Origin of the sequence: Sphingomonas azotifigens NBRC 15497 (assembly GCF_002091475.1) — a bacterium.
Lineage (GTDB): Bacteria > Pseudomonadota > Alphaproteobacteria > Sphingomonadales > Sphingomonadaceae > Sphingomonas > Sphingomonas azotifigens.
The window spans coordinates 56,520-82,700 of the sequence record NZ_BCTR01000002.1; the positions used below are offsets into that span (position 1 = coordinate 56,520).

The 26,181-nt window shown below is 64.3% G+C and carries 19 protein-coding genes and 1 pseudogene; 9 read left to right on the forward strand and 11 right to left on the reverse strand.

Annotated elements, in window-relative coordinates:
• Positions 1-4 precede the first annotated feature (4 nt).
• On the reverse strand, positions 5-385 hold the full coding sequence (locus tag SAZ01S_RS01665) for a winged helix-turn-helix domain-containing protein (RefSeq protein ID WP_084579423.1): 381 nt from the start codon (positions 383-385) through the stop codon (positions 5-7).
• A 211-nt stretch (positions 386-596) separates the two neighbouring features.
• Between SAZ01S_RS01665 and SAZ01S_RS01670 the strand changes: the two genes are divergently transcribed.
• Positions 597-3,686 (forward strand): sensor histidine kinase, encoded by a 3,090-nt coding sequence (locus tag SAZ01S_RS01670; RefSeq protein ID WP_167693030.1) that lies wholly within the window; start codon positions 597-599, stop codon positions 3,684-3,686.
• Here the strand turns inward: SAZ01S_RS01670 and SAZ01S_RS01675 are convergent.
• Positions 3,683-3,979 carry a GNAT family N-acetyltransferase gene (locus SAZ01S_RS01675; RefSeq protein WP_084579427.1) on the reverse strand — a complete coding sequence of 99 codons (297 nt, stop codon included), beginning with the start codon at positions 3,977-3,979 and terminating at the stop codon, positions 3,683-3,685. The genes SAZ01S_RS01670 and SAZ01S_RS01675 overlap by 4 nt on opposite strands.
• 38 nt (positions 3,980-4,017) lie before the next feature.
• The gene (locus SAZ01S_RS01680; RefSeq protein WP_084579429.1) at positions 4,018-4,893 is read right to left on the reverse strand and encodes an alpha/beta fold hydrolase; all 876 of its coding nucleotides are present in this window, start codon (positions 4,891-4,893) and stop codon (positions 4,018-4,020) included.
• A 207-nt stretch (positions 4,894-5,100) separates the two neighbouring features.
• Here SAZ01S_RS01680 and SAZ01S_RS01685 point away from each other — a divergent pair, with 207 nt between their 5' ends.
• The 3 genes from SAZ01S_RS01685 to SAZ01S_RS01695 all read left to right on the forward strand — a co-directional run bounded on the left by SAZ01S_RS01685 (position 5,101) and on the right by SAZ01S_RS01695 (position 8,712).
• Complete coding sequence (locus tag SAZ01S_RS01685) at positions 5,101-6,075, forward strand: alpha/beta fold hydrolase (protein ID WP_084579431.1); 975 nt, start codon at positions 5,101-5,103, stop codon at positions 6,073-6,075.
• A gap of 194 nt (positions 6,076-6,269) precedes the next feature.
• The gene (locus SAZ01S_RS01690) at positions 6,270-7,244 is read left to right on the forward strand and encodes a proline iminopeptidase-family hydrolase (protein WP_084579433.1); all 975 of its coding nucleotides are present in this window, start codon (positions 6,270-6,272) and stop codon (positions 7,242-7,244) included.
• Positions 7,245-7,491: 247 nt separating this feature from the next.
• Complete coding sequence (locus SAZ01S_RS01695; protein WP_245824502.1) at positions 7,492-8,712, forward strand: MFS transporter; 1,221 nt, start codon at positions 7,492-7,494, stop codon at positions 8,710-8,712.
• A 63-nt stretch (positions 8,713-8,775) separates the two neighbouring features.
• Here SAZ01S_RS01695 and SAZ01S_RS01700 read toward each other — a convergent pair whose 3' ends face one another.
• Positions 8,776-9,447 carry a GntR family transcriptional regulator gene (locus SAZ01S_RS01700; RefSeq protein ID WP_167693031.1) on the reverse strand — a complete coding sequence of 224 codons (672 nt, stop codon included), beginning with the start codon at positions 9,445-9,447 and terminating at the stop codon, positions 8,776-8,778.
• A 66-nt stretch (positions 9,448-9,513) separates the two neighbouring features.
• Between SAZ01S_RS01700 and SAZ01S_RS01705 the strand changes: the two genes are divergently transcribed.
• The 3 genes from SAZ01S_RS01705 to SAZ01S_RS01715 all read left to right on the forward strand — a co-directional run bounded on the left by SAZ01S_RS01705 (position 9,514) and on the right by SAZ01S_RS01715 (position 14,751).
• Positions 9,514-10,782, forward strand: a complete 1,269-nt coding sequence (locus SAZ01S_RS01705) for an FAD-dependent monooxygenase (protein ID WP_167693032.1) — start codon at positions 9,514-9,516, stop codon at positions 10,780-10,782.
• Complete coding sequence (locus tag SAZ01S_RS01710) at positions 10,782-12,236, forward strand: GH39 family glycosyl hydrolase (RefSeq protein WP_084579441.1); 1,455 nt, start codon at positions 10,782-10,784, stop codon at positions 12,234-12,236. The genes SAZ01S_RS01705 and SAZ01S_RS01710 overlap by 1 nt, the downstream gene beginning before the upstream one ends.
• 85 nt (positions 12,237-12,321) lie before the next feature.
• Positions 12,322-14,751, forward strand: coding sequence for a TonB-dependent receptor (locus SAZ01S_RS01715; protein WP_139809893.1), 2,430 nt, complete (start codon positions 12,322-12,324; stop codon positions 14,749-14,751).
• A 94-nt stretch (positions 14,752-14,845) separates the two neighbouring features.
• On the opposite strand, the gene SAZ01S_RS01720 is transcribed toward SAZ01S_RS01715, so the two are convergent.
• Entirely contained in the window at positions 14,846-16,189 is a 1,344-nt protein-coding gene (locus SAZ01S_RS01720; RefSeq protein WP_084579445.1) for an NCS2 family permease, read from the reverse strand.
• A 64-nt stretch (positions 16,190-16,253) separates the two neighbouring features.
• Complete coding sequence (locus tag SAZ01S_RS01725; RefSeq protein WP_167693033.1) at positions 16,254-17,045, reverse strand: PEPxxWA-CTERM sorting domain-containing protein; 792 nt, start codon at positions 17,043-17,045, stop codon at positions 16,254-16,256.
• 256 nt (positions 17,046-17,301) lie between these two features.
• Between SAZ01S_RS01725 and SAZ01S_RS01730 the strand changes: the two genes are divergently transcribed.
• A complete protein-coding gene (locus tag SAZ01S_RS01730) occupies positions 17,302-18,384 on the forward strand; it encodes a helix-turn-helix domain-containing protein (protein WP_084579449.1) in 1,083 nt (360 codons plus the stop codon).
• 156 nt (positions 18,385-18,540) lie between these two features.
• Here the strand turns inward: SAZ01S_RS01730 and SAZ01S_RS01735 are convergent, their stop codons facing one another.
• Both SAZ01S_RS01735 and SAZ01S_RS24345 read right to left on the reverse strand, forming a co-directional pair.
• Positions 18,541-20,601, reverse strand: a complete 2,061-nt coding sequence (locus tag SAZ01S_RS01735; RefSeq protein WP_084579451.1) for a TonB-dependent receptor — start codon at positions 20,599-20,601, stop codon at positions 18,541-18,543.
• A gap of 174 nt (positions 20,602-20,775) precedes the next feature.
• Positions 20,776-20,880: a hypothetical protein gene (locus SAZ01S_RS24345; RefSeq protein WP_245824504.1), complete on the reverse strand. Its 105-nt coding sequence runs from the start codon at positions 20,878-20,880 to the stop codon at positions 20,776-20,778.
• A gap of 100 nt (positions 20,881-20,980) precedes the next feature.
• On the opposite strand from SAZ01S_RS24345, the pseudogene SAZ01S_RS23910 reads away from it, so the two are divergent.
• Positions 20,981-21,481 (forward strand): annotated as a pseudogene (locus SAZ01S_RS23910) (integrase core domain-containing protein); the annotation flags it as partial.
• Positions 21,482-21,503: 22 nt separating this feature from the next.
• Here the strand turns inward: SAZ01S_RS23910 and SAZ01S_RS01745 are convergent.
• From SAZ01S_RS01745 to SAZ01S_RS01755, 3 genes are read right to left on the reverse strand one after another with little or no spacing between them, the layout of a single operon-like run.
• Positions 21,504-22,862, reverse strand: a complete 1,359-nt coding sequence (locus SAZ01S_RS01745; RefSeq protein WP_084579453.1) for an LLM class flavin-dependent oxidoreductase — start codon at positions 22,860-22,862, stop codon at positions 21,504-21,506.
• Between the two features lie 24 nt (positions 22,863-22,886).
• Complete coding sequence (locus SAZ01S_RS01750) at positions 22,887-23,846, reverse strand: ABC transporter substrate-binding protein (RefSeq protein ID WP_167693035.1); 960 nt, start codon at positions 23,844-23,846, stop codon at positions 22,887-22,889.
• On the reverse strand, positions 23,846-26,143 hold the full coding sequence (locus SAZ01S_RS01755; RefSeq protein WP_218018000.1) for a TonB-dependent receptor: 2,298 nt from the start codon (positions 26,141-26,143) through the stop codon (positions 23,846-23,848). The genes SAZ01S_RS01750 and SAZ01S_RS01755 overlap by 1 nt, the downstream gene beginning before the upstream one ends.
• Positions 26,144-26,181: the final 38 nt, after the last annotated feature.

Here is a 26,181-nt window from a genome sequence, read left to right on the forward strand (position 1 = left end):
CGGCTCAGTCCTGCACGTCGGCGACGAAGCGATAGCCGCGACCGGTGACAGTCGCGATGTAGCGCGGCGTCTCCACCACCTCGCCCAGCACCTTGCGCAGGCTGGCGACATGCACCTTGAGGTTGCCGTCCCCGACGAAAGTGTCGGGCCAGGTACGGGCGCGCAATTCGCGCTTGCTGACGACCTCCCCCGGCCGCTCGGCCAGCACGGTGAGTATATCAAGTGCACGGGCACCGATTTTGACCGGCTCGCCGTGCTTGAGCAGCAACTGCCGGCCGGGCTTGAGAACGAACGGACCGAAGCGGAAGCACCGCTCGATCGCCCGCACCAGCGGCGCCGGATAGGCGGGTATCGGCACGGGCACCGATAGAGCAACAGACGGCATGGCGACGACCTCCCGATGGCATCGCTCCGGTCGCCCCAGGCGGGCGCCGCACTGGGTAGGAACGACGATGTTGTGGCGCGAAGACTATGCCGATGGCGCGCCGGCGGCACCCTACCCCCGGGTTCGCCGGCTTCACCCATTTGGGGGATCGACAGCGCGCGGTACCATCGCCCCGCGTGACACCCGCTCCGCTTTGGACGAGATACAGCGCATGTCGCCCGCCGCGAAATTTTGGGTCCTGGCCCTGCTGGTCCCGCTGTGGAGCCCCGGCGGCGCCTGCGCAGCGGGCGCCCCGCGCAGCCTGCAGCAGCTGCGGCATACCGCCTGGACCGTCCGCGAGGGCGCCCCGCCGGAGATCTGGGCGCTCGCCCAGTCGCACGACGGCTATCTGTGGCTGGGCACGGGGAGCGGCCTGTACCGCTTCGACGGCGCGCACTTCGAGAAGTTCCGCCCCTTCCAGGGCGAGCACCTCCCCTCGCTCAACGTCAATTCGCTGCTCGCGACCCGCAGCGGCGACCTGTGGATCGGCTTCGCTGCGGGGGCCGTGGCGCGACTGCGCGGGGGACATCTGGCCTCGTTCGACCTCGGCATCCCCTCGGTTCCCGTGCTGGCGCTGGCCGAGGACCGGTCGGGAGTGATCTGGGCGGTGCTGGGCGAGGACAATCGCGGGGGCGTCGCCCGCTTTCGCCAAGGTCGATGGGAGATGCTCGGTGCCCGCCACGGCGTGGCCGCGGGCGCTGCGACCAGCGTCGTTGCGGGCATGGACGGATCGGTATGGGTCGCGGTGGGGGGCGAACTGGTGGTGCTGCGTCCAGGCGCCGCCCGCTTTGTCCCCGTGCCCGCCTCGGCCACCGAACGCCCCCAGTTGAAGCAGGCTCCGGACGGCGCGATCTGGCTGAGCACCGGAGCCCGTCCCGGTCTCCAACGCATTGCGGGATCTGGGGCCGGCGGCCCCGCGACATGGGTCCAGCCGCCTCCTGCGGCCAATCCGCGCGCAGAGAGCATGTTGTTCGATCGGCGTGGCAGCCTGTGGGGCAGCTATGGCAGCGGCGGCGTCTTTCGGCTGGGCCTGGGCTGGGCGGGTGGCGCCCTGCTTCCCAACGGCGTGCGCGAGCGGTTCGGCGGCGAGCGCGGGCTGACGTCCAACCTCGCCAACCCCCTGCTGGAAGACCGCGAGGGCAATATCTGGGTGGGGACCAATCTCGGCCTCGACCAGTTCCGCGAGACCAGCGCCGTGGTCGCCACCGGGCTGCCGCCGGATTCGCGCAACGGCTTCCGGATCGCGCCGGGTCCCGAAGGCGCGATGTATGTGACGACCAATGACGCCCTTTTCCTGGCAGAGCCCGGCCATGCCGCCCGGAAGCTGGCCCGCCTCCCCCGGCGCCCGCTGATCCTGCACAGGGATGCGCAAGGCCGTGTCTGGATCGGCACGGATCGGACGCTGGGGATCTGGTCCCGCGGCGCCGTGCGCGACGTGCCCCTGCCCTGGCTCCAACCGATGCCGTTTGCGCTGATCGAGGCGTCGCCCGGACGGATCTGCATCGCCTCGGCCAAAGGCGCCTTTTGCCGGGAGGGCGGCCGGTGGACGCCCGACCCGCGGCTCGCGACGACGGGCAATCCACCGACGCAGATGCTGCGCGACGGTGCCGGCCGCGTCTGGATCGCCGAAGGCGACCGTATCGCACTGATCGATGGCGCCGCGCGACGCGTATTCTCCGCCCGCAAGAATCTGGCGCTGGGCACGGTCGTGGTCATCGCGGTGCGGGGGCGCCATGTCTATGCCGGCGGCGATTTCGGCCTGGCGCGGTTCGACGGCAGGCGCTTTGTCACGCTCCGCTCGGACGTGCACCCCTTTCTGAGCCGCACCGCCGGGATCGTCGAAACCGAAGCGGGCGACCTCTGGCTCAACACCGCCGGCGGGGTGGTCAGGATCGCACGGGCCGACCTCGAGCAAGCGTTCGCCCACCCCGCTCGCCCGATGCAGGCGCGTGTGTTCGATCGCGACGACGGCATGCCCGGCGTGGCCCAGCAGGATTCCTGGTCGCAGACCGCGATGGAGGCCTCGGACGGCCGCCTCTGGTTCCTCACCCGCGTCGGCGTTGCCTGGATCGATCCGAACCAGCTTTTCTTCAACCGGCTGCCGCCGCCGGTGATTATCCAGTCGCTGACCTCGGGCGGGCGCAGCTATGTGGGCGAGGCGTCGATCCGCCTGCCGAAGGGCACGTCCAGCCTACAGATCGCCTATACCGCGACCAGCCTTTCCGTGCCCTCGCGCGTGCAGTTCCGCTACCAGCTGGAGGGCGTCGACGAAGGCTGGGTAGATGCCGGCACGCGCCGCGAGGCCTTCTACACCGGGCTCGCGCCGGGCAACTACCGCTTCCGGCTGATGGCGGCGAACGAGGACGGCGTGTGGAACCGGCAGGGCGCGACCCTGGCGTTCGAGATCCCGCCGACCTTCGTGCAGAGCTGGCCCTTCCGCCTTCTCTGCGGCGTCGGCGTGCTGGTGCTGCTCTGGCTGCTCTACAAGCTCCGGCTTCGTGCGCTCGCCCATCGCATCCGCGCGCGGATGGCGGAGCGCATGGGCGAGCGTGAGCGGATCGCCCGCGAGCTGCACGACACGCTGCTGCAATCGGTCCAGACGCTCACCTTGTACGTCCAGGTGGCAGTGGAGGACCTGCCGCGCGGCACCCCCGAACGCGCCAAGCTCGAAAGCGCCCTGATCCGCGCCGATCGCGCGATCTCGGAGGGGCGCGACCGCGTGCACGACCTGCGCACCCAGCTCGATCCCGAGGGTATCGTCGAGATCCTCGCCGCCCTCGTCGCTCAGCAGGGCTTCGATCCTGCGACGAGCGTCCGCATCCAGGCGATCGGCGAGCCGCGCCCGCTCGCGGCGATCGCGCTGGACGAGATCGTCCGCGTCGCCGGCGAGGCGATCGCCAATGTCCGCCAGCACGCGAACGCCACCCAGTTGCGCATCGACATCCGCTTCGCCCGTCCCTTCGCGATCCGGTTTTCGGACGACGGCGCGGGGATCCCGGCGCCGGTCCTCGAATGCGGACGCAAGGCCGGCCATTACGGGCTGCAAGGAATGCGGGAGCGGGCGAGGAAGCTCCGCGGGTCCCTCTCCATCCGTCCGCGCGCCGGCGGCGGCACCGAGCTGCTGCTCACGATTCCCGCGCATGTCGCCTATGCCCGTCGCGGCGGCTCGCGCTGGTCGGCGTGGCGGGACCGGCTGCCGCGGCTGCGCAACCCGCGCCTGTGGCGGCGGCTGGCCGCGTCCCGGCATATCACCATCGATTAGGCGGGCGAGGATTCCGCCAGAAGATCGCGGTCTTCGGGATGGCGCTGGAGATAGGCACTGACGAACGGGCAGCGCGAGACGATCCGCAAGCCCTGCGCGCGCACGTCTGCCAGCGCCCCGGCGACCAGCCGGGTGCCGATCCCCTGCCCTTCGAGCGCCTTGGGGACGATCGTGTGGGTGAAGACCAGGATGTCGTCGCGGCGCTGATAGGCCGAAAAGGCGATGCCCTTCTCGGTCGCCAGTTCGTATCGGCTTTCCGCCGGGTTGTTCCGTACGTCCGTATCGCCTTGCATGGTCGCTCCTTCCCTTGTCGAACGCAGCACGATCCCGTCTAGCCCCAATGGCGCCGGAGAAAATCGCGCATCCGGTCCGCGATCTCCCGCGCGTGCGTCTCCAGCGCGAAATGGCCTGTATCGAGCAGGTGCACCTCGGCGTCGGGCAGGTCGCGCCGGAATGCCTCGGCGCCCGCCGGCAGGAAGAACGGGTCGTTCGCGCCCCATATCGCCAGCAGCGGAGGTTGCCGCTCGCGCAGATAGGCATGGATGGCAGGGTAGAGGGCGACGTTGCGGGCATAGTCGGCGATCAGATCCAGCTGGATCGCGTCCTGCCCGGCGCGCGCGAGCAGCGCGGCATCCAGCCAATAGCCTTCGGGCGCGATCCGGCCTGGGTCCGGCGCGCCTTGGGTATATTGCCAGCGCGTGGTCTCGAGCGTGAGCATGCCGCGCATCGCGTCGCGGTTGGCGGGCGACGGGTCCGCCCAATAAGCGCGAGTCGGCGCCCAGCCCTCACTCATCCCCTCCGCATAGGCGTTGCCGTTCTGCGAGACGATCGCACGAATCGCGTCCGGACGCTCCAGGGCAAGGCGAAAGCCCACCGGTGCGCCGTAATCGAACAGGTACAGGGCATATCGGGTCAGGCCCAGCGCATCGCAAAAGGTGCCGAGGGTCTCGGCGAGGCGGTCGAAGCTGTACACGAAGCCATCGGGGACCTCGGTGAAGCCGAAGCCCGGCAGGTCGGGCGCGATCACGTGATACCGGTCCGCCAGGCGCGGCATCAACGCGCGGAACTGGTGGGACGAGCTCGGAAAGCCGTGCAGCAACAGGATCACCGGCAGCCCGGGATCGCCCGCCGCGCGGTAGAAGAACGAGACGCCGGCCGCCTCGATCCGGTGGACCGTCGTCTCGAGCGGCTCGGTGGTGCGCTGCATGGATGCCTCATGGTGAAACGCCGACGCGGTGCCGGACGCGGTCCCATCTCCGCAGACAACAGGCATGGCGCAAGTAAATCGCTGTATATTAGGGTCTAGGTCGCCATCCCATTTCACGGGATTTTACCACACGCGACACCATCTTGCGCCCGACTTGGCTAGTTCTTGCGGGAACCGACACATGCCCAACCCGCAAGGAGATCCTGCATGAAACGACTGCTTACGGTCGCAGCGCTTGCTGCCGCGACGATCACCACCGCACCTGCGGCGCTTGCTTTACCCGAGGACGCGCCGCCGCCTCCCTCCATCAGCGTCCCGGTAATCCACTATCGCACCGCCATGATCGACGGGGTGAAGGTCTTCTATCGCGAGGCAGGCCCCGCGGACGGTCCGGTGGTCCTGCTGCTGCATGGCTTCCCCACCTCCTCGCACATGTTCCGCAACCTGATCCCGCTGCTCGCCGACAAATATCGCGTCATCGCGCCCGACTATCCCGGCTATGGCCAGAGCGACGCGCCCGACCACAAGCAGTTCGCCTACACCTTCGCCAACCAGGCCGAGATCGTCGACAAGCTGGTCACGCAGATCGGCGCCCGGCGCTACGCCCTGTACGTCAAGGATTACGGCGCGCCGATCGGCTACCGCCTCGCGCTCAAGCACCCGGAGCGGGTGAGCGGGCTGATCGTCCAGAACGGCAACGCCTATGACGAGGGCCTGCAATCGCCCTTCTGGGATCCGATCAAGGTTTATTGGCGCGACCGTTCGCAGAAGAACCGCGATGCGCTGAACAATCTCGTCACGCTCGACATCACCAAGTTCCAATATACCGACGGGATGGGCGACGTCGCCCGGATCAGCCCGGACAACTGGGTGCACGACCAGGCGCTGCTCGACCGCCCCGGCAACCGCGACGTCCAGCTCGACATGCTCGGCGATTACAGCTCGAACGTGCCGCTCTACCCGCAATTTCAGGAATTTTTCCGCACCCGCCGGCCGCCGACGCTGATCGTCTGGGGCAAGAACGACAAGATCTTTCCAGAGGAAGGCGCGCATCCCTATCTGCGCGATCTGCCCAAGGCCGAGATCCACATCCTCGATTCCGGCCACTTCGCGCTGGAGGATCGGCTCGACGTGATGGCCCCGCTGATCCGAGACTTTCTCGATCGCAATCTCACCAAGTAATCGACGCTGCCGTGCCCGCGACATCAGTGCGTCGCGGGCGGCACATTGTGGCGGAGGCCCTGGCGCCTGCCTGTCTGGCCTTGGTCAATTCTGGTAAAACCAGCGCAGCGTCGGTCGCAATAAGATGGCCTGGCGATATAGCGCAGCAGCCGCGCGAGGATTGTCCCGGCGGCGCTGTAGAGAGGGAGTAACGGATGTCGAAGCCGATGGGTTGGACGAGACGATCGACGCTGAAGACCATCGGTGCGATGGCGGGAACGAGCCTGTTCGGTGCCAATGCATGGGCATGTTCCGCCAATATCCCCAGCAGCGACGGCTATGCTTCGGTACCGGGCGGCAAGATCTACTGGCGGCGGTTCGGCACCGGCGGCAAGACCCCGCTGCTCACGCTGCACGGCGGCCCGGGCGCGGCGCACAATTACCTGCTGTCGATGCAGGCGCTGGCCGACGAGCGCCCGGTGATCTTCTTCGACCAGCTGGGCTGCGGCAAGGCGGACGCGCCCGAGGACGAGGGCGTCTACACCATCCAGCGTGCGGTCGACGAAGTCGATGCGGTGCGCGAGGCGCTGGGGCTCCGACAGGTGGTGCTGTACGGCCATAGCTGGGGCACGCTGCTGGCAACCGAATATCTGTGCCAGGGCCGCGGGGTCGGCGTCGAGCGGCTGATCCTGGGCGGCGCCTTTGCGAGCATTCCCCAGGCGGTGGCCGGCATGCAGCGGCTGATCGCCGGCATGCCGAACGGTTTTGCCGCGCAGCTCCACGCGCTGGAGAAAGCGGGCAAGGCCGGTACGCCCGAATATGCAGCGCTCGTCCAGCAATTCTACGACCGCTTCCTGCTGCGCGTGCCGCCCACGCCGGAGGCCGCGGCAAGCTTCGAGGCGCTCGGCAAGTCGATCGCGTACCGGGTGCTCAACGGGCCGAACGAGTTCACCATTGTCGGGAAGATCAAGGACTGGGACCGCCGCAAGGACCTGAAGCGGATCACCCAGAAGACGCTGCTGACCACCGGCGAATTCGACGAAGTGACGCTGGACTGCCACACCACGCTGCGCGACGGCCTGGGCGGCAAGGCGCGGCTGGCGGTGCTGAGCGGGTGCTCGCACATGACCATGATCGAGAAGCCGGAGCAATATAATGCCCTGCTGCGCAGTTTCCTGGCCGAACCCTGATCGCGCGACACCGTAGCGGCCTGCAGCAGGCCGCTACGCGCTTCCGCGCTGCCTCAACAGAACCGCATGCGCCGGGTCGGCGATAGGTAGAGTTTGGCCCGTGGCTGCACACCGAAGGCGTACCGGGCGTCGACACTCCGGACGAGGGCGTTGATCCGAACCCGCAGCCGGCCATGTACTTGTCCCCGCGCGCTTAGTGATATATTACGGCGAATATATGCGCCAGTCAGGCTGAACGGAGAGGGTCGTGGCAAGCTTGCAGCATGAACAGAGCCGCCGGGCAGGCGCGCCACAAGGCTTGACCGTTGTGATCGCGGGATTTTTGCCGATGATCGCGGTCGTTTCGATGTTTCCCGCCGTCCCGTCGATCATCGACCATTTCCACGACGATCCGACGGCAGGCTGGAAAGTGCCATGGATGGTCACGGCGCCGGGGCTCGCGATCGCGGTGATCGCCCCTTTCGCCGGCGCGCTCATCGATCGCTTCGGACGCCGCGCGCTGGTCGTCTGGTCCACCTTGCTCTACGCCATGGCGGGGACGGCGCCCTTCTTCCTCACCAGCCTGAATGCCATGTTCCTGTCACGCATTGCGCTCGGTATCGCCGAAGCGGCAATTCTCACGACGGTGAACACGCTGATCGCCGATTATTGGGACGAGCAGGGCCGAAGGCACTGGCTGAGCATCCAGGGCATGGTCGGCCCGTTCCTGGGCAGCGCGCTGATCCTGGGTTCCGGGTATCTCACGGGCATGCGGTGGAACGGGGTGTTCCTCATCTACCTGACCGCCTTCCCGATCTTCCTCGCCATGCTGGCATTCGTCTTCGAGCCGGACGTCGACGCCCCCCGCGCGACGGCGGAGCAGGGGCCGCACGACCGGCCTGCGTTCCCGGTCCGGAAGATCGGACGGATTGGCTTGGTGACTCTGTTCTGCTCGGCGCTTTATTATGTTTACGCCGTGAATGGCGGCCTGGCCTTTCGCGAGGTCGGCGTGGCTTCGTCCGACGAACTCGGCCGCATCACCTTCCTGCCGAGCCTCATGGTTTCCGTCGGGGCCGGCATCTTCTGGCTCACCGGCAAGCGTCGCTCGGAAGTCGCCTTCGTCCTCCTGCTTGGGCTGGTGGGTGCGGGCCTCTGCGTGATCGGTTTCGCTCCTGACTGGGAGTGGATGAGCGCGGGGGTGATGATCCAGCAGACCGGGGCTGGAATGATGATCCTGGCGCTGGTCGCATGGGCGCAGCGCGAGCTTCCGGCGCAACATCGCGGGCGCGGCATGGGCGTCTGGACCGGCTGCTTCTTTCTCGGGCAGTTCCTGAGCCCGCCGCTCGTCACGTTGGCACAGACCGCCACCGGCAGCATGCAGGGCACCTTTGTCGCCGCCGGCATCATGGCCTTTGCGGGGATGCTGATCGCGCTCGGGTCGCTACTGCTGCGTGGAAACTCGGCAAAGCTGGCTGTCGTCGCGACCTAGCGCTGGGGCTCGCAAACGCCACAGGATGCAGGCGGCAAGGCGAATGCTTCGTGGGAACCAGGCCTAGCTGCCCTGCGTGTAGTCGAACCCCTTCTCGATGATGATCTCCGCGATTTTCGCGCGGCTTATCCTGATGAACTCGCTCGTGTCGTCGACCGACGGAATGGCGGCGTCGAACCGCGTTGCGAGCTCGAAGATGGTACGGACATCCTCGCCGTGATTGCTGATCGAATAAAAAATCCGGTCCATCTCCGCAGACAGATTCCGGTAGATTGTCTCAAGGTGCGGATTGCGCGTAGCCTCTACAAGCAGATCGAACCGTTGCCGCGAGAGTTGAATCCAGTGCTCGGGATTGAGCTTCGCCTTTCTGATCGCCCGCAAATGCTCGCGCTGGATGGCGTTCAGAACGGCGGCCTGCTCCGGCGTCATGCGCTCCTGTGCCAGCTGCATGATCAACGGCGACACGGCGCTCCAGACCGTGAAGAAGTCATCCACGGACTTCAAGGTAAGTCCAGCTACGCGATAGCCGCGGCGGGGGATCGTTTCGACGAGACCATCGTGGTTCAGCCGGTCCAAGGCCTCCCGCACCGGCATCGCCCCGAAGCCAATGTCCTTTGATATCTCTCGTTCGGTAAACCGCATGCGGGGTGGCATTTTGAGGGACACGATCCGCTGCCGCAGAACCGCATAGGCCTGGTCCGCCAGCGTCTGTTTTCGTCCCTCGGCCTCTGCCATCCAGCACCTCCTGCTCGGCACCGTGCCGAGGGCGAACCATGCCCCCGTCGAGGAGCACTGGCAAGATTGGAACCCTTGACCCAAATTTGCGCGCATGCCATCGTAATATATCACCAGCGCGGTGCAGCCGGCGATTGCCTTACGCACGCGGAAATTTCGGGAGAGGTCGAATTGGCAAGGCCTGACAGGATTCTCATTGTCGGCGCGGGCATTGGCGGCCTGTGCACAGCGGTGGCGCTTGCGCAGATCGGCGCGGAAGTCGACGTCATCGATATCAAGCCGGACAACGCGGTGGCTGGTGTGGGATGGGGGCTGCGGACCAACGGCCTTCGTGCGCTGCGCGAGATCGGCCTTCTCGAACCGACGCTGTCGATCGGGTTTCCAACGCCGCCACTTTCCTATTTCGACAGGAACGGCCACCATGTCGTCGACATCCCGTACGGGCGCCAGCTCGACGGCATGCCCAACAACGTCCAGCTCCCCCGCCTGGGCTTCCTGGAGATGGCCAGCGCCCGCGCCCTGGAGGCCGGCTGCTCGATCCGAATGGCGACGACGGCAACCGACATCCAAGAGGATGCCGACGGCGTGACGGTGGAGTTGAGCGACGGATCGTCGCATCGATATGATCTGGTGATCGGCTTTGACGGCATCAACTCGAGTATTCGCCGTTACCTGTTCGGCGAGACCTACGTCCCCGTTCGCAGCGGCGGCGTCGCCTGGCGTGCGCCGGTACGCGCCCCGGACTCGCTGAAGGGCGCCATATTCTGCCATGGCTTTGGCGGCAAAGTGGGCTTCGTACCGCTGGCCGGCGGCATGATGTACGTGATCGTCACCCATTACGAGCCAGGCCGCCCGCGTCACGACCCCGCGGCCTTCCCGCACATCATGCATCAGAGAGCGCGGGAGATGATGGGAGACTCCGCATTCATGGCGGCGGAAATCGACTCGCTGCGCGCCGCCACCAACGTTGCGTACACGCCGCTCGATACGGTCCTGGTCCCCTATCCGTGGCACCGGGGGCGGGTCATGATCATGGGCGACGCCGCCCACGCCATGACGCCCTATCTCGGATCGGGCGCGGCGATGGCCATTGAAGACGGGGTGGTCTTTGCCAAGCTCCTGTGTTCGGACGACACGCTCTACGACGTACAAACCAAGTTCATGGCAAGACGGTACCCGCGCGTGAAGGCCATCTGGGACCAGTCGCTGAAGATGATGCACGAGGAATTCGATTCGGCGACACCCGAGGCGCTCGATCGAAGGCTTGCATATCTCGTGCACGAGGAGCCGGCCGTACTCGATTACATTCACCGCATTCTGGAAAGTGAATATTGATGAACACGAACCGTATCGCGAAGGTGTCGGTCCATGCGGGCGTTTCGACCGGCGACATGCGCAAGCTTCACGGAACATCGGGCATTCCCGGGCCAGCGGCTGGAACGGACGGTGTTCCCGACATCCTGAACGTGTGGAAGGCTGCGCATGTAACGCTCGTTCGGTCGTATGATTGGGTTTCGAGGCTGGACACCGTCGATAACCCGAGGAGCCTGTTTCCCGACTGGTCCGCGGATCCCAGTGACCCAGCCAATTACAATTTCGACGCGACCGATTCCTGGGTGCGGCAGGTCCGTTCGATCGGGGCGGATATCCTTTTCACGATCGCCAGCGAAATCCCGTCGAACAAGCAACCGATCGAGGACTTGGCGAAGTATGAGCAAGTCGTCGAAAACATCGTCCGCCACTATGTATGCGGATGGGGCAACGGCTTTACGGGGGCTGTGACGCACTGGGAATTCGGGGATCAGCCGGACTTCGGGACGCTGCACTTCTCCGGTATCCCGGATCAATTCTATGAAATGTACGCGGCCGCGGCGCGCGCCGTGAAGCGTGTCGACGCCGGCCTGAAGTTCGGCGGCCCCTGTGTCGCCTTTCCACTGAACGAAGGTCCGTTCCGCGAAGGTTTTCTCGGGTTCATCAAAGACAAGTCGCTGCCTTTGGATTTCCTGTCCTGGATGTGGTACGCCGACAATTCACGCGATCCGCTTGATTTTCGAACGATTGCAGCAGACGTCCGCGCGATCCTCGACAAGCACGGCTTCGGCGATACCCAGCTTCTGCTCTCCTACTGGAGCATGACCGGCATCCCGACGGCCAAGTTCGAGGATTCCGAAAATGCAGCGTTCATCGCTGCAGCAGCCGTCTACTTGCAGGACTCGGCGGTCGACCAGGCGATCTTCTTCCGCGCCGATACCGGCACCGACTTTCACTACAATTTCAGGGATCCCGCCGGAATTTTCGAGGCCGACGGCAGCGAGAATGCGAGAACGAGCGCGTTCCGCCTGGTAGGACAGACGCTGGCCGCGACGGAGCGCCTCCCCAGCACGGGTGGCGATGAGAACGGATTTGCCGTGCTGGCCGGCCGCACCGCAAATGGGGATGTCATTCGCGTGCTGATCGCCAATTATGCGATCCCCGATGCGTACTTGATCGCCCGAGAGCGCGACGTGTTCGAATTCCAGGTGCCGATCGGCACCGAACGCGTGAACATGTCTTTGAATGTTCCTTCCAGGCGCGTGCACGCCGGCAGTGCCGGCTATACCGGCTATACGCTCGACATCACCGACATGCCCTGGGGCCAGGGCCGCCACAAAGTGGTTCGGTACCGGGCAGATGCGGATCATTTCGGCGACATCCTCGACTCGCAGGAAGGCGAAGGCGGTTCGATTACCATCCAAGGCACGCTGGCGGCACCGGGCGTGGAACTGATCGAAATCACTCGATCCTCATAATCAAATAACGACCAATTCCAGACGATTGCCCGTTCCTTAAAAATAGATCGCCGAAATCGAGCGACAATATAGGGAGGATGTATTGATGAGGCGACGTATATTATTGCTCTCCGGCACCGCAGCCGCGTTTATTGGCGTCAGCGCGGCGTCAGCCCAAACCACCGCTTCGCCGGGCTCGACGGCGTCGGACGGCACCACCGCGAACGCCGCTTCGGCAGCCGACGGTCCAGCCGTCGCGGACATGGCGGATCCCGCAGGCCAGTCCGCGAACAGCGGCGGGCTTCAGGAAATTATCGTCACCGCCCAGAAAACCGCGTCCAGCGTTCAGAAGACGCCCATCGCGCTCCGCGTCGTCAGCGGCGACGATCTTCGGACGTCCAACATCACCGATGTCAACGGGTTGCAGCGGCTGGCGCCCGATCTCGGCGTGACCACGGACACGATCTACACGAAACTGTCCTTGCGCGGCGTTACCGCGGAGTCGATCGCGGAGGGCGCCGACGCGGCGCTGACGGTCAACATCGATGGCGAATATATCAATCGGCCGGCGGCGCTGAATGCGAGCTTTTTCGATCTTGATCGCATCGAGGTTCTGAAAGGGCCACAGGGAACGCTCTACGGCCGCAATTCCACCGCGGGCGCCATCAACATCATCACCAAGAAGCCGGAGGACAGGTTCGGCGGGTATGCGAGCGCCGGATACGGCAACTACAACGCGTGGAATGTCGAGGGCGCGGTCAACCTGCCGATCGCTGACGGCCTCGCGTTCCGCGTAGCCGGGATCCACACGCAACATGATGGCTATCGCAACAACAGCGTCGACGGCGGGACCGCCGGCAGGAACGACGGCAACAAGACCGATGCCGGCAGGGCCACGCTCGCCTATACCGGGAGCACGCTAAGCGGCTTCCTTCAAGGCGAATATGTCCGCTCGCGATCCTCTGCCTTCGCGCAATATGGCGTTCCGATCACCACCACCACGCCGGGCGTCGTTCAAGTACCCACCGTCGGCGGCGGGAGCGATTTCATCCCGCGCAACAGTTCGTTCAACCTACCAAAGCATGATTTCCCGCTTGTCACGGACGGCTTCACCAACATCGAAAATATCAGCTTTCGCGGCAGCCTGCGCTACGCCATCAGCGACGGCTTGGAATTGTCGTATGTCGGCGGCTATCTGATCAACAAGACAGGCACCTATGTCCCGCTGAGTGGAACGCCGAACTATCTGCAGTTCGTGTCGAACCAGCCGAATGCGGACTCCAGGGACTGGAGCAACGAACTCCGCCTGAGCTACCACGGCCCACGCGGCTTGTTCGTGCAGGGTGGCGCCTTTTACTTTCATGAAAAGCAGGTGGTCACGCAGAGCATTCAAATCTTGAACCCGCCCTTCGGCCCTCCGGGCTCCGAGTACGCCTATGTCAACATTTTCTATCGGCCGTTCGTCAATCTCGATTCCACGGGTCTGTTCCTGCAGGGCGACGTCCCGATCGTGGATACGTTGAAACTCACGGGTGGGGTTCGGTGGTCCCGCGACGAGAAGCACGCGCTCTACGTGAATTCCGGCCTTGGGTTCGTAAATCCTCGCTTTGGACTCACCTTCCCGAGTGCCACGGACATTCTCGCCGTGACCGGACGGCCCGGCCGCTGCAAGGAAGCCGATAGCGGCAACTACCAGTCGCTCGACCAGTGTTACAACCATAGCGAGGTCAACTGGCTGGCGGGCGCCGAGTGGACGCCGGGCGCGGGCCATTTGCTCTATGCCAAGGTTTCGACGGGCTATCGCTCGGGCGGCTTCGACAATCTCACCAACGTCGTCGTCAATGGCCAAACGATCGGCACGTTCCAACCCGAGAAGATCACGTCGTACGAGATCGGCACGAAAAATCGCTTCCTGCACAACACGGTCGAGTTCAACGTCTCGGCATTCCATTATGACTATACCGATCTTCAGATCGACAACTTCATCAACACCACGGTCGGGCACGCGACCGTCAACGCCGGAAGGGCGCGTTTCAACGGTGTCGACACGGATTTTTCGGCAGCGTTGACGCCCAACGACCAGTTCCGCGTCACGTTCAATTATCTCGACGCCAAATTCACGAAGTTCAATGCCTTCGCCACCGGCGTGAACGGGGGAACGGCGGTTCTCGATCTCAAGGGCAATCGGCCGCCACAGGCTCCCAAGGTTACGATTGCGGTCGGATACGACCACATTTTCGATATGGGCGCGGCCGGAAGCCTGCGTGCCAGCGCCTATTCCCGCTTCAAGTCGGACTACCACCTGACGTCGTATAACTATGCGGCCGATCTTCAAAAAGCGTATACCCAGACAGATCTTTCAGTCACCTGGACGGATTCGAGTGGAAAATACAGCGTTCAAGGATTCGTGCGCAACGTAGAGAATTATGTACCAATTACGTTTGCGCAGTTTACGGCAGGCCCTCCGATCAACCTGTACAATTATGCATTCGGTTCGCCACGTACATTTGGCGCGAACCTCTCTGCCAAGTTCTAGATCTTTAATCCCAGGCTTTGATGATGCATTCTTCACGTCCAAGTGGAAGGAGCGCTATGGGCCGGGGTCGCGCGCCAGTGATCGTTTGGAAGTTTTACGGCATACGTTGTGCTATAGCCCAGGCAAGAACGAAGAAGCCACAAACGACAAGCGTTGTTCGGTGCGCTCCGGCAATATTCCAATTCACTATAAGATAGGCTGCAGCCCCGCCGGCAAGTGCGCTCACCAGATCACCGAACATCGAGGTAATGACGACCATCGTCGTGACCACCAGGAGACGAGCCCAAGTCCAAAGAGCGATTTTCATGCCGTCGCAAAACATCCAGACGCCCAGCACCAGCAGGGTTGGTGTTGTGGCGGCAGGCGGAATGGCTGAAATGAGCGGAATGAAGAAGAGCGTCGCGGCGAAGCCGGCTGCGGCGACGAGGGCGGTCAAGCCGGTTCGCCCCCCTGTCTTCACGCCCGCGACCGACTCCACATAGGGGCTGACCGTCGCGGTGCCGACCAACGAGCCGAGAAGCGTCGCAAGTGAATCGCTGACATAGGCGGCGCGCGCGCTCTTCCCCGACATCTCGATATGCGCTGCTCGCGCAACTGTCACCGTCGTCGCCACCAGGCCGACGCATTCGTTGAATGTGACAAAGGCCAGAGCCAGCGCAGCTTGCAGGGGGCACGCCGATAAGGACGAAACGTTGATTGCAAAGGCGGTCTTGTAGGGCCAGTGCGGAAGGACCGGCGAAAGGAGCGTCACCATGTCGGTCGCACCATGCCGCGTCAGCACGGCGAAGATCGCCCATGTAAGCAAGACTGAGATGATCAGTGCGCCGGAGACGCCGCGCCAGGCCAGGACGAACGTGCCGAGCGTCACAAAAGTAAGGATAATGGCCGGCGCCACCGGCGCAGACCAAGCAGCCGGCGGAGGCATGGCCTGACTCAGGCCGATCTGACACAGAAACAGGCCGAAGGCCGCCTGGAGCCCGATCTTGATATCGTCAGCGATGCTGTTCGTCATCCACTCGCGCACGTGAAGCGCGCCGAGAGCGAGGATGATCAGGCTCGACCCCAGCATGATGCCGAGCGCCGCGGGCCAGGGAAATCCCATATGCCGGACGACGACGAACGAGAAGAATGCGTTCGACCACATGGAAGGGGCCAGGCCAAGCGGCAGGTTCGCCCACAGCCCGGTCGCTACGCTCCCGACGATGGAGACGATGATCGTCGCAATCGCCACGTCCTCGCGGTCCATCCCGGCCTGCGCCATGACCGTCGGATTGACGGCGACGATATAGGCCATGCCCGCAAAGGTCGTGCCGCCGGCAAGGACCTCGGTTATCGCGGTGCTACCGCGCTGCGAAATGGAAAAACGACGATCCAGTCGAGCGCCCAGCTTTTGGATCACACCGCGCCTACTGTGGTCGAGCGCATCAGAGATAGCCACGGATTCCTCGCTTGGAGGGCAGGACGTCACGTCCGATCCTTGATCCGTGGCTATCTGCCCGATGTCAAATCGCCAGCCGGACGGGGAAAGCGCGCTTTGGTCTGCGCATTGCTGCCCCGACAAAGCCAAATCCGAGCACCATCATCAACCACGCCGACGGCTCCGGCACAGACGCGATGGACACGTTGAAATTGTCGGCGCGCAGCGTGCCCGCCGAAGGCAGGTTAACAGGCGCCCCGTTGCTATCGACGGCGCCCGCTGCGCGCATCGCAAAACCGAAGGTAATCGCGCTGCCGGCATAATCGAGGCCGGTCAGCGAGCCCGGGGCACTGAAATTGGCGGGATCGAATAGCTTGAAATCGCTGGCCTGAATGTTGCTGGTCGCAAGTGTATGCCAATCGCCGCCCAACTGATTGAACGGGCCGAATGTGAAGACCGCCTGGTATATTTTTCCATTCTGCTCGGCCAGGATGCGTAGCGAATAGCTGCCGACCGCGATGGGAATGGCGTCGACGGTGGGGCTGAAGAACCGATCGAGAGAGGCGGAGATCGATGTGATCGCCCCCCTTACGGTGGGATCGTAGACGAAATTCTGATTGAGGGCGGTGAAGAGGACGCCGGCGCCATTGCCGTTGAAGGCCGCGTAGGTTCCTTCAAGCGCCGTCCCCGGATTCCCCGAAGTGCTTTGGGCGAGTGATGTCGTGACCGACGGGCCGCCAAAACTGGTCAGGATGTAATCGCTCGAACTGAATGTCGTGTCTGAAAAGCGTGTTGAGGCCACTGCCGGAGCGGCCATCAGCACGGCCGACAGAGCGCCACTTGCGAGACATGTTTTCGCTGGCTTGAAAGCAATCATGGTCTTCAACTCCTCCATAGGCGCGCGCAACGCCAAGGAGCACACGGAGCCGAGATGGCCGCAGATCGACCTCGACCATCTCCCCACATCCGGCCCACAGATCATTGTTGCGCCAAGCCCCAGATAGGATAGCTTCCGAGGGACATTATTTCAGAATCCATCGCGCTTTTATCACCAGACGCCGCCGTTCGCAGGGAGGGAGACCTTTGCACAGAATAGCGTATCGTCATGACACACTGCGCCGGCGATCATAGCCATGATGATCGCCGAGCATCTGTGTTTCGACAGCCTCGACTCCGAGCAGGTGCGGATGGGATTGAGCGCGCTTTACGGCGACAACCGCTTCACATTTCACGGACATGATCGGAGTCCTCGAGCATCGATCCTGCGCATCTCGGGGCCGATGGCCGCCATCGTTCGCGCGCGATTTTCCGCCGGTTTCTGCTTGAATCTGGAAGGAATTGGGCCTGATGACGGAGGTCTGGCGATCTTCCACAGAAAGGCCGGCTCGGCGAAGGTTCGGACTTCAGACGGCGTGATCGATTGTCAGCGAGGCAGCATCGTGCCCTTCGCCGTCGGCGCGGCGCGCGAAGTGAAGGCGCCGAGTGGACTTGCCGACACCGCGATTTTCCTGCCGTCGTCGTCGGTCCGGGCGGCATGCCGTGCCTATCTTGGAACGGAGCCCAACGCCCCCCTGAGACTTGATGCCACGCCATTCTCACCATTTCTGGCCACGCGCTGGCGGCAAATCGAAGCTGCGCTGGATGCGCTCATCGACATACCAGGCCGCCCGCCGGAATTGATCCGGGGCCTCCTTGACCATGCGTTGGGTCTGCTGCTGGACCATCACCCACATAATTTCGCTTCGTATCGCCGTCCCGCGGTCGCGTTCGCGGGGCCGGCGGGCGGACAGGAAGACGGCACGCATGGACGAAAGGGGTCGGAGCAACTGGAGCTCACGGCTGCCCAGACCGATCTTCTCAACGCCTATATCCAGGATAATCTCGACCAAAGCATCAGAGTGGCTGCACTTGCCGGCATTGTGGGGATGGGCAGAACCCGCTTCTCGGCGGCCTTTCAAGCGACCTTCGGAACGACGCCCGCGCATCACATCCGGACTGAACGCCTGCGCCGCGCCAAGTGGCTGCTGGACTCCGACACGATGAGCATTGCGGCCGTGGCCGCAGAGTGCGGCTTCTCTAGCCAAAGCCACCTTACATCCGCCTTGCTTGCAAACACGGGCTGCACACCCCGGGAGTATCGCCGTCGCGCCGCGATTGATGAGACGAGCAAGAGAGGCGGCTTCCAGGAAGCCGAAATGGCGCCTACTGAGCGCTAAACGGGCCGATCAGCGGACGGGCTTGAGCAACCCGAATAACATCTGTGGCCCTCGGGTAATCGCGGGTTCGGGTCGAGCGAAATTAGATCACCGCCAGTCGTCGAGATCATAAATATAGTGATCTATACCTATTATATAACCAGGCCATCGTCGTAGTCAGAAGTTGATTCGCGCCGTAGCCAAGATCGATCGTGGTGCCCCCGGAATGTTGAGCAAGGGCGAGGTGCCATGTCCCGAGATAATGTATTTCTCGTTGCTCAGATTGTAGGCGTTGAGCTGGAGGCGCACCGAGCCGACATTCGCCCAAGCCATCGCATCCACCGTGACATAGTGCGGCAATATCGTGGTGTTGGCCGGATCGGCCCAGCGATCACCGACATAGTTCATCCCTCCCCCAATGCCGAAACGCCCGTCGAATGTCTTGGTCAGGAAGGCGCTGACGGCGTTCTCCGGCGTGATCGTCGCGCGCTTGTTCACAAAGGCGGGATTGGCCGACGCGGTGATGCGCGTGTCGAGATAGGCATAACCGGCAATGGCGTGGAAACCCGATGGCAGGTCGAGCTGACCCGACAGTTCCGCGCCGCGGGTACGCTGCGTACCGATCGGCACCACCCTTGTCGGTGTCAGCGGATCGCTGCCCTTGATACCGGTGCGGCGCAGGATGAACCCCGCCGCCTGGATGCTCAGCTTTCCGCCGAACAGTGTGTATTTGGCGCCCACTTCCGTGTTCGTGGTCTCCTCCGGCGCGATATCGGCATTGTTGGCCGCGAGGGCGAAGGTTTCCGCTGAGGGCTGGAAGCTCCGGCTCCACGATACATAATAGGATTGCGTCGCATCCGGCTGGAAGACCAGGCCGGCGCGCGGGCTCCATTTGCGATCAGTCCGAGCGAGGTTCGGCTGCCCCGGCAGCAACTGATAGGTCTTCTGGATGAACCAGTCGTGCCTGGCGCCCACCAAGGCCTTGAACCCGTGGCCGAGATCGGCGAAATCCTGCACATAGAGGCCACGCGTGTCGAACGTCGTGTTGCTGTTGGCGCTCAGCGTGGTGAAGCTCGCATCGTTCACGACAGGCAGCACCGGGTTGAACAGCGAGGTGACGGCAACGCTTCGCGAAGCGAAGGTTTGCGCGCCCTTCACCTGTCGGGCGATTTCGAAGCCGTACAGCAGCGTGTGCTCCATCCCGGCAAAGTGCAGCCTCTGGGTCAGCTCCGATTGGTTCGACCAGCCATCCTCGTCGCGGTTGAGCCGGCCATGCTGGAGCGTCACCGTCAGCGCGGCCGCGTTCACCGCGGAGGGCAGCGTGCTGTGGCGATCGAGTTGATAGTTGTAATGGCGAAAGCCGTTGCGGAAGCTCAGGGTGTCCGAGAAGCGGTGCGTCACTATGACGGTCTGCGACAGCACCTTGCTGGTTGTCGCATCGGCTTCGCGGGCATTGGAGGCGCCGTAATAGGTCGAACGCGGCACGTCGACCGGCCGTCCATTGAGGGCGGGTATGCCGAGGTCCATCAGGCGCGTGTCGCGTAGGTAGTCCGCCTCGACATACAGCGTCGTATCCCGGCCAGCCCCGAGCAGCATCGAGGGCGCGAGCGCGAAGCGCTTGAGGAATTGCTGGTCGCGGAAGCTGCCGTCGTCCTCATAAGCGCCGGTCAAGCGGAAGCCGACGCCGCTCTTCGGGTCGAAGCGACCCAGGTCCCACTCACCGCGCTTGGTGGCGAAGGATCCGGCGGAGAGGGTTGCGGATGTGATGTTTACGTCGGGCTGCTTCAGAACCCGGTTGATGAGCCCGCCCGACGAACCGCGGCCATAGAGCACCGCCGCCGGCCCTTTGATGACCTCGACGCGTTCCGTATTGGAGAGGTCGCGGAAATACAAAGCATCGTCGCGGAAGCCGTTGACGAACTGGTCGGCGATGGCGGTGAAGCCACGGATGTTCACCTGGTCGCGCTGGCCATCGCCGCCGGCGAAGCTGACGCCGGGGACGTTCTTGAGCGCATCCTGAAGCGATAACACCCGTTGGTCGAGCAGGACCTGCGCCGGAACCACCGCGATCGACTGCGGAAGATCGCGCAGGGGCGCCGGGGTCTTGGCGGCGGAGGTGTCGGTTACGGCGTAGCCGTCACGTTTCCCGATTACGATGATCGCCGATTGATCATCGGTGGAATCGGCATCGTCCGCCATGGCGGCACTGTGAAACGACAGCAGGGTCGCGGCGAACATCCAGCCAAGTGATCTCGGGCCCCCCGAAAAATTCCGCATGCTCATTCCCTGTCCTCTGCGCTGCCCCAAACAGCTGTTGTTATTAATGATTTTGTGATTTCGCCGTTCGTTCGAACCAACCGGCTGCCTCGATCTCGGTCCGGCTATATAGGCTAATGCGACTAGGTCGCAATATCAAAATGATGTACCGAACACTTGGATGCTGACGCCCTCGTCGGCGATGTCGAAGAGCTCGGCCCCGCTCTCGGCGGCAACCTGCAACACGTGGGTCGGCGCCACGAACAGGAAGCGCGCATCAGGATCGACGAAGCGCTGGATCAGCGAGCAGCGGTTCCTCCACGCGCGCAACTATTGCGTGCTGCTGTCCGGCCCCGAAGCGCAACTCGACGCGTTGCACCAGCTCTTCCCGTTTGCCCGCAGCCGGATCCCGCGCGATCTGCTTCGGCAGGAGGGCGTGGAGGTGGGCCGGCTGTATGTCGCGACGCTGATGAAGCGGATGGGGACTGGAGGCACCGTACCGCCGGCCGAACACGGTGAAGCCGGTACCCGGGCACAAGGTCTATCCCTGTCTGCTGCGCAACCTGGCGGGGACGCGGCCCAACCAGAGCCTGCCCCCGCGAAGGCGGGGGTCTGGGCGACGGACATCCCCTACGTTCCGATGGCGCGCGGCTTCGTGTACCTCGTCGTCATCGTGGAGCGCCTCTGGCGCTCGGTGAAATACGAGAAGGTCTACCTCAACGCCTACGCATCCGTCCCCGAAGCCGGTGCAGGCATCGGCCGCTACATCGGTTTCTACAATGCCGTGCGACCGCATTCCGCCCTTCGAGGGCGAACGCCAGACCAGATATACTTCGGCCAGCCGCTTCTCGCAGCGGCATGAACAACCAACGGCGATCCACTGATCAACGCCGCGAGCCTGTGCAGACAAACCGAGCCACCTCGCTTCGCCGGTTGGTTGGGATCGGCAGTCCCAGATGCCCGCGCAGCGTGGTATGTTCATAGTCCGTCCGGAACAGGCCGCGCGCCTGCAGCAACGGCACCACTTCCTGCGTGAAGCGGCGAAACTGGCTCGGATGTCCGGCATGGACGTTGATGCCATCCAGCGCTCGTTCCTCGAACCAGCGCTCGATCGCGTCGGCAATCGATGCGGCGGAGCCGACAAAGGGGCTGGCGTACACGTCGCGCTGATATTCGACCGTCTCGCGCAGCGTCAGGCCAAGCGCTATCGCCCGATCGGTGATTGCCTTGGCCTGAGTGTAGAAGCTGCTCCGGGCATGCTCCAGCGCCTCGACCGGGAAAAGCGCGTCGAGATCATAGCGACGGAAATCATGCCAGCCGAACGGGCGGCCGAACTCGGCGAGCGCCTGCTCGAAGCTCTGGTCGATCCGGCGGAGCGCGCGGTCGATCGATTGCGCCTCTGCATCGGTATCGCCGACCGTAATCGTAAAGCCGGGCAGGATCACGAGGCTGTCCGGATCACGGCCTAACGCGGCGGCCCGCCCCTTGAGGTCGGCATAGAAGGCCTGGCCCTGCTCGATCGTCCTGGCATGGGTGAAGATCGCGTCCGCCACCGTAGCGCCCAGCGTGCGTCCCTGGTCGGAATCGCCAGCCTGAAAGATCACCGGTTCGCCCTGCGGCGAGCGCTGGATGTTGAGCGGCCCGACAACCGAGAAATGCTCGCCCTTGTGGTGAAGCGCATGGAGCTTGCTCTTGTCGAGGAACACGCCCGTCGCGCGATCGCGCACCAGCGCGTCATCCTCATAGGAGCGCCACAGCCCGCGCACGACCTCCAGATATTCGAAGGCACGGCCATAGCGGGTGGCATAATCGTAATGCTCGTCTAGCCCGTAATTGCCCGCCGTGCCGGCATCGCCGCTGGTCACGACGTTCCAGCCCGCCCGCCCCTTGCTGATCAGGTCGAGCGAAGCCAGCCGCCGCGCGAGGTTGAACGGCGCATTGTACGAGGTGGTGAGCGTGCCGACCAGGCCGATATGGGTCGTCGCCACTGCCAGCGCGGAGAGCAGCGTCAGCGGTTCCAGCCGATTGAGATAGTGCGGCGGCGAGTCGGCGGTGATGAACTGGCTGTCGACGATGAACACCAGATCGAACTTGGCCGCTTCGGCCTGGCGGACGATGTCGATATACCAGTCGATGTTGACGCTGGCATCGACCGGGATTTCGGGATCGAGCCAGCGGTTGGTCTGACCCGGGCCACCCACGCCCATAGTCACCAGTCCGAGTTTGAGCTGTCGCTTGGCCATCACGGCATTCCTTTGGCTGCGGGTTCAGAGGGGGGCGAAATGCGGCGCGACCTGCACCGGGCGGGCGAGCAGGCCCGCCTCGTGGAACAGGTCCGCGATCTGCTGCTCCTCGGCGATCAGCGCCGCATCGATCGGCACCGGCACATTGACGGTGCGATGGAGGAAGCGGCGCGTCGCCGCGATCGGCAGGCCGGTTTGGCCGGTCAGCATCTGCGCATAGGCCTCGCGGTGCGCCTCGCCCCAGCGCCGTGCGGTGGCGAAGCGGCGGGCGAAGTCCTCGAGCTGCGGCCGCTTGTCGCGCAGCGCGCGGTCCGAGGCGAAGACGAAGCCGAGGCCCGGCGTCCACGACCGCTCGACCGGCACGATCCGCATCCCGTCGCTCAGCTCGGCGATCACCGCATAGGGGTCCCAGATCGCCCAGGCATCGACCGCCCCGCTCGCCAGCGCGGCGCGGCCGTCCGAGGGATTGAGGAAACGGATGTTGATCGCATCGAAGCGCTTGCCCAGCCGCTTGAGCCCCGCAAGCAGCAGATAATGGCCGATCGAGCCGCGCGGGGTCGCCACCTTCTTGCCGAGCAGATCGGCGAAGCTGCGGATCGGCGAGCGGCCGGGCACCATCACCGTCACGGCATCGCCCGTCAGGCGGAAGGCCGCGATCGCCTTCACACCGGCATCGGACTGGAGGCTGAAGATGAAGGGCGCATCGCCGCCCACGCCGGTATCGATCGCGCCGGCGCCCATTGCCTCGAGCAACGGCGCGGCATTGGGGAACTGCGCCCATTCGATCGCAAAGGGCACGTCCTGCAGCTGTCCGGAGACTTGCAGCAGCGCCTGGATGCCGCCGCGCTGATCGCCGATCACCAGCTTTGCGGTCGCAGCCTTGGAGCAGGCAGCGAGCAGCCCGGCGGCGGAGAAGGCAAGCAGGCTGCGGCGCGAAACGGCGGCGTCGAGGGGCATGAACGGCTCCTTCAGGTGGGCGGTCATCAGAAGCGGTTCCGCAGCGTGATGCCGTAGGTGCGCGGCTCGCCGGGGGCGACCTGGGTCAGGCCCCAGGTGCCGTTGACGGTGGCGGTGACGAGGTAGTTCTTGTCGAGCAGGTTGCGGCCCCAGACCGACACGTCCCAGGGGCCGTTCGCCGCGCGCAGACCGAGCTGCGCGCCCACCAGCGCATAGCCCTTGATCTCGGTGAACGGATCGTCGTTCACCGCGGAGAAGAATTTGGAGCGATAGCTCGCATCGGCCGCGGCATAGCCGATCAGGCGGTTGCCCAGCGCCGTCTCGTACCGCGCCTGCACCGCGCCCACCCATTTCGACGTGCCCGAAAGCCGCTGGCCCGAAATGTCGCACGATGTCTTGTAGGATTGCAGGAACGGGCAGATCGCGTTGGTGTACCGCACGTACTTTGCGTCGGTGAAGGTGCCCGAGGCGCTCAGGCTCAGCCCCCTGGCGATCGTCGCGCGCAGATCGACCTCGACCCCGCGGCTGCGCACCTTGCCGGCATTGCCGAGATAGGCGATGCGGTTCGAAACGTCATACAGGTTCGCCTGGTAATTCTCGTCGGTCATCCAGAACAAGGCGGTGTTGAACTGCACCCGGCGATCGAAGAACTGCGTCTTCAGCCCGATTTCATAGGCGTCGACCTTTTCGGGCTCGACGAAGATGTTGATGCCGGCATTCCGGCGGACCAGATTGATCCCCGCCGACTTGTAGCCCCGCGAATAGCTCGCATAGAGATGCGCATCGCTCCCCAGATCCTGGCTCGCGCTGAGCAGCCAGGAAACGGTGCCCTTCGATCGGCTGGCCGAATAGGCCCCGCCCGATGGCGAGAAGGCAGCCCGGATGGCGTCGGCGCTCGCCTGATAGGCGGGCGGCAGGCTGGAAACCGGCGCGACGTTGCCGACCTGGACTGCGTCGTAGCTGCCTGCCTTTTTCTCATAGGTATAGCGCAGCCCGCCGGTCAGACTGGTTCGCGCGGCGACGTGCCAGGTCGCTTGGCCATAGGCGGCATAGCTGTTGGTCGAGGGATCCGCATAGGTGAACGTATCCAGCCCCTGGAGCAGGGCGTCGGGCGCGCTGGGGCCGAAATACCATTTGGCTGCGTCCTTGCTGAACGACAGCTCCTGCTTGAGCTTGGCCTTCTGCCAGAAATAATAGAGCCCGCCGGTATATTCGATCTTGCCGCCGCTGGGCGAGGTGAGCCGCAATTCCTGGCTGAACTGCTTCTGGTCGGTCGCCACCGTCCCCTGCCCCAGAATGTCCGCGCCGAACTGGTCGCCGTCCCAGTTGGGGATCCATTTCCAGAACCGCGCCGCGGTGATCGAGGTCAGCGTGTGCCCGCCGAGCGTCGCATCGATCCGCGCAGTAAGGCCGCCGCTCGGCATCTGGATCGCCTGGGAGCCGTTGATGTCGGTCTGGCGGCGATAGGGATCGATGACGGGTGGCGTGTAGCCGATATCGGCCGAATGCGCGTAGAAGCCCTTCACGGGCGCACCGTTGGCCAGCGTCGTCGGCAGCACCTGTCCGGAGAGATAAAAGCCCATATTGCCGGTCTGGCGGGCGTAATCGCCGGTCAGGCGGATGCTGAGGTCCGCGCTCGGCTTCCACAACAGGTCGGCCTTGACCGCGGCGTTGTCGTAATTGTCCCAGTCCTGCTTCTGGCGGGTGTTGTAGATCGTGCCGTCGCGCCCCGCGACCAGCCCGCTGAGCCGAACCGCCACCGTGTCGCTGAGCCCGCCCGAGACCGAGGCCTGGGCGCGCATGTAATTGTAATTGCCATAGGTCAGCTCGGCCGCGACCTCGCGAGTGAAGCTCGGCGCCTTGGTCCGCACGTCGATCGCGCCGGCGACGGTGTTCTTACCAAATAACGTACCCTGCGGCCCCCGCAAAACCTGCACGCTGTCGATGTCGAGCACGTCGTTGATCACCGTCCCGGTGCGCGGACGATAGACCCCGTCGATATAGAGGCCGACCCCCTGATCGAGCCCGTCATTGGTGCCGCCCGAATTGGTGCCGAGACCGCGGATGGTGATCGTCTGGTTGCGGCCGCTGAACCCCTGGATCGTCACGCTGGGCGTGAACGCCGCGAGCGCCTTGAGGCTGGTCTGCCCGCCCACCGCCTCGATCTGCGCCGGCGACAATGCCGTGATCGCGATCGGCACGGTCTGCAGCGTGTCGTTCTTGTAGCGGGCACTGACGACGATGTCGTCGCTACCGCCAGCCTGATCCGCGGCTGGGGGTGTCGTCGGGGCGGCGGCCCGGTTCTGGGCATGGGCGGGCGCCAACGCCGTCGCAGCCAAAAGGAGCGCGAGCGAAGAGGCGG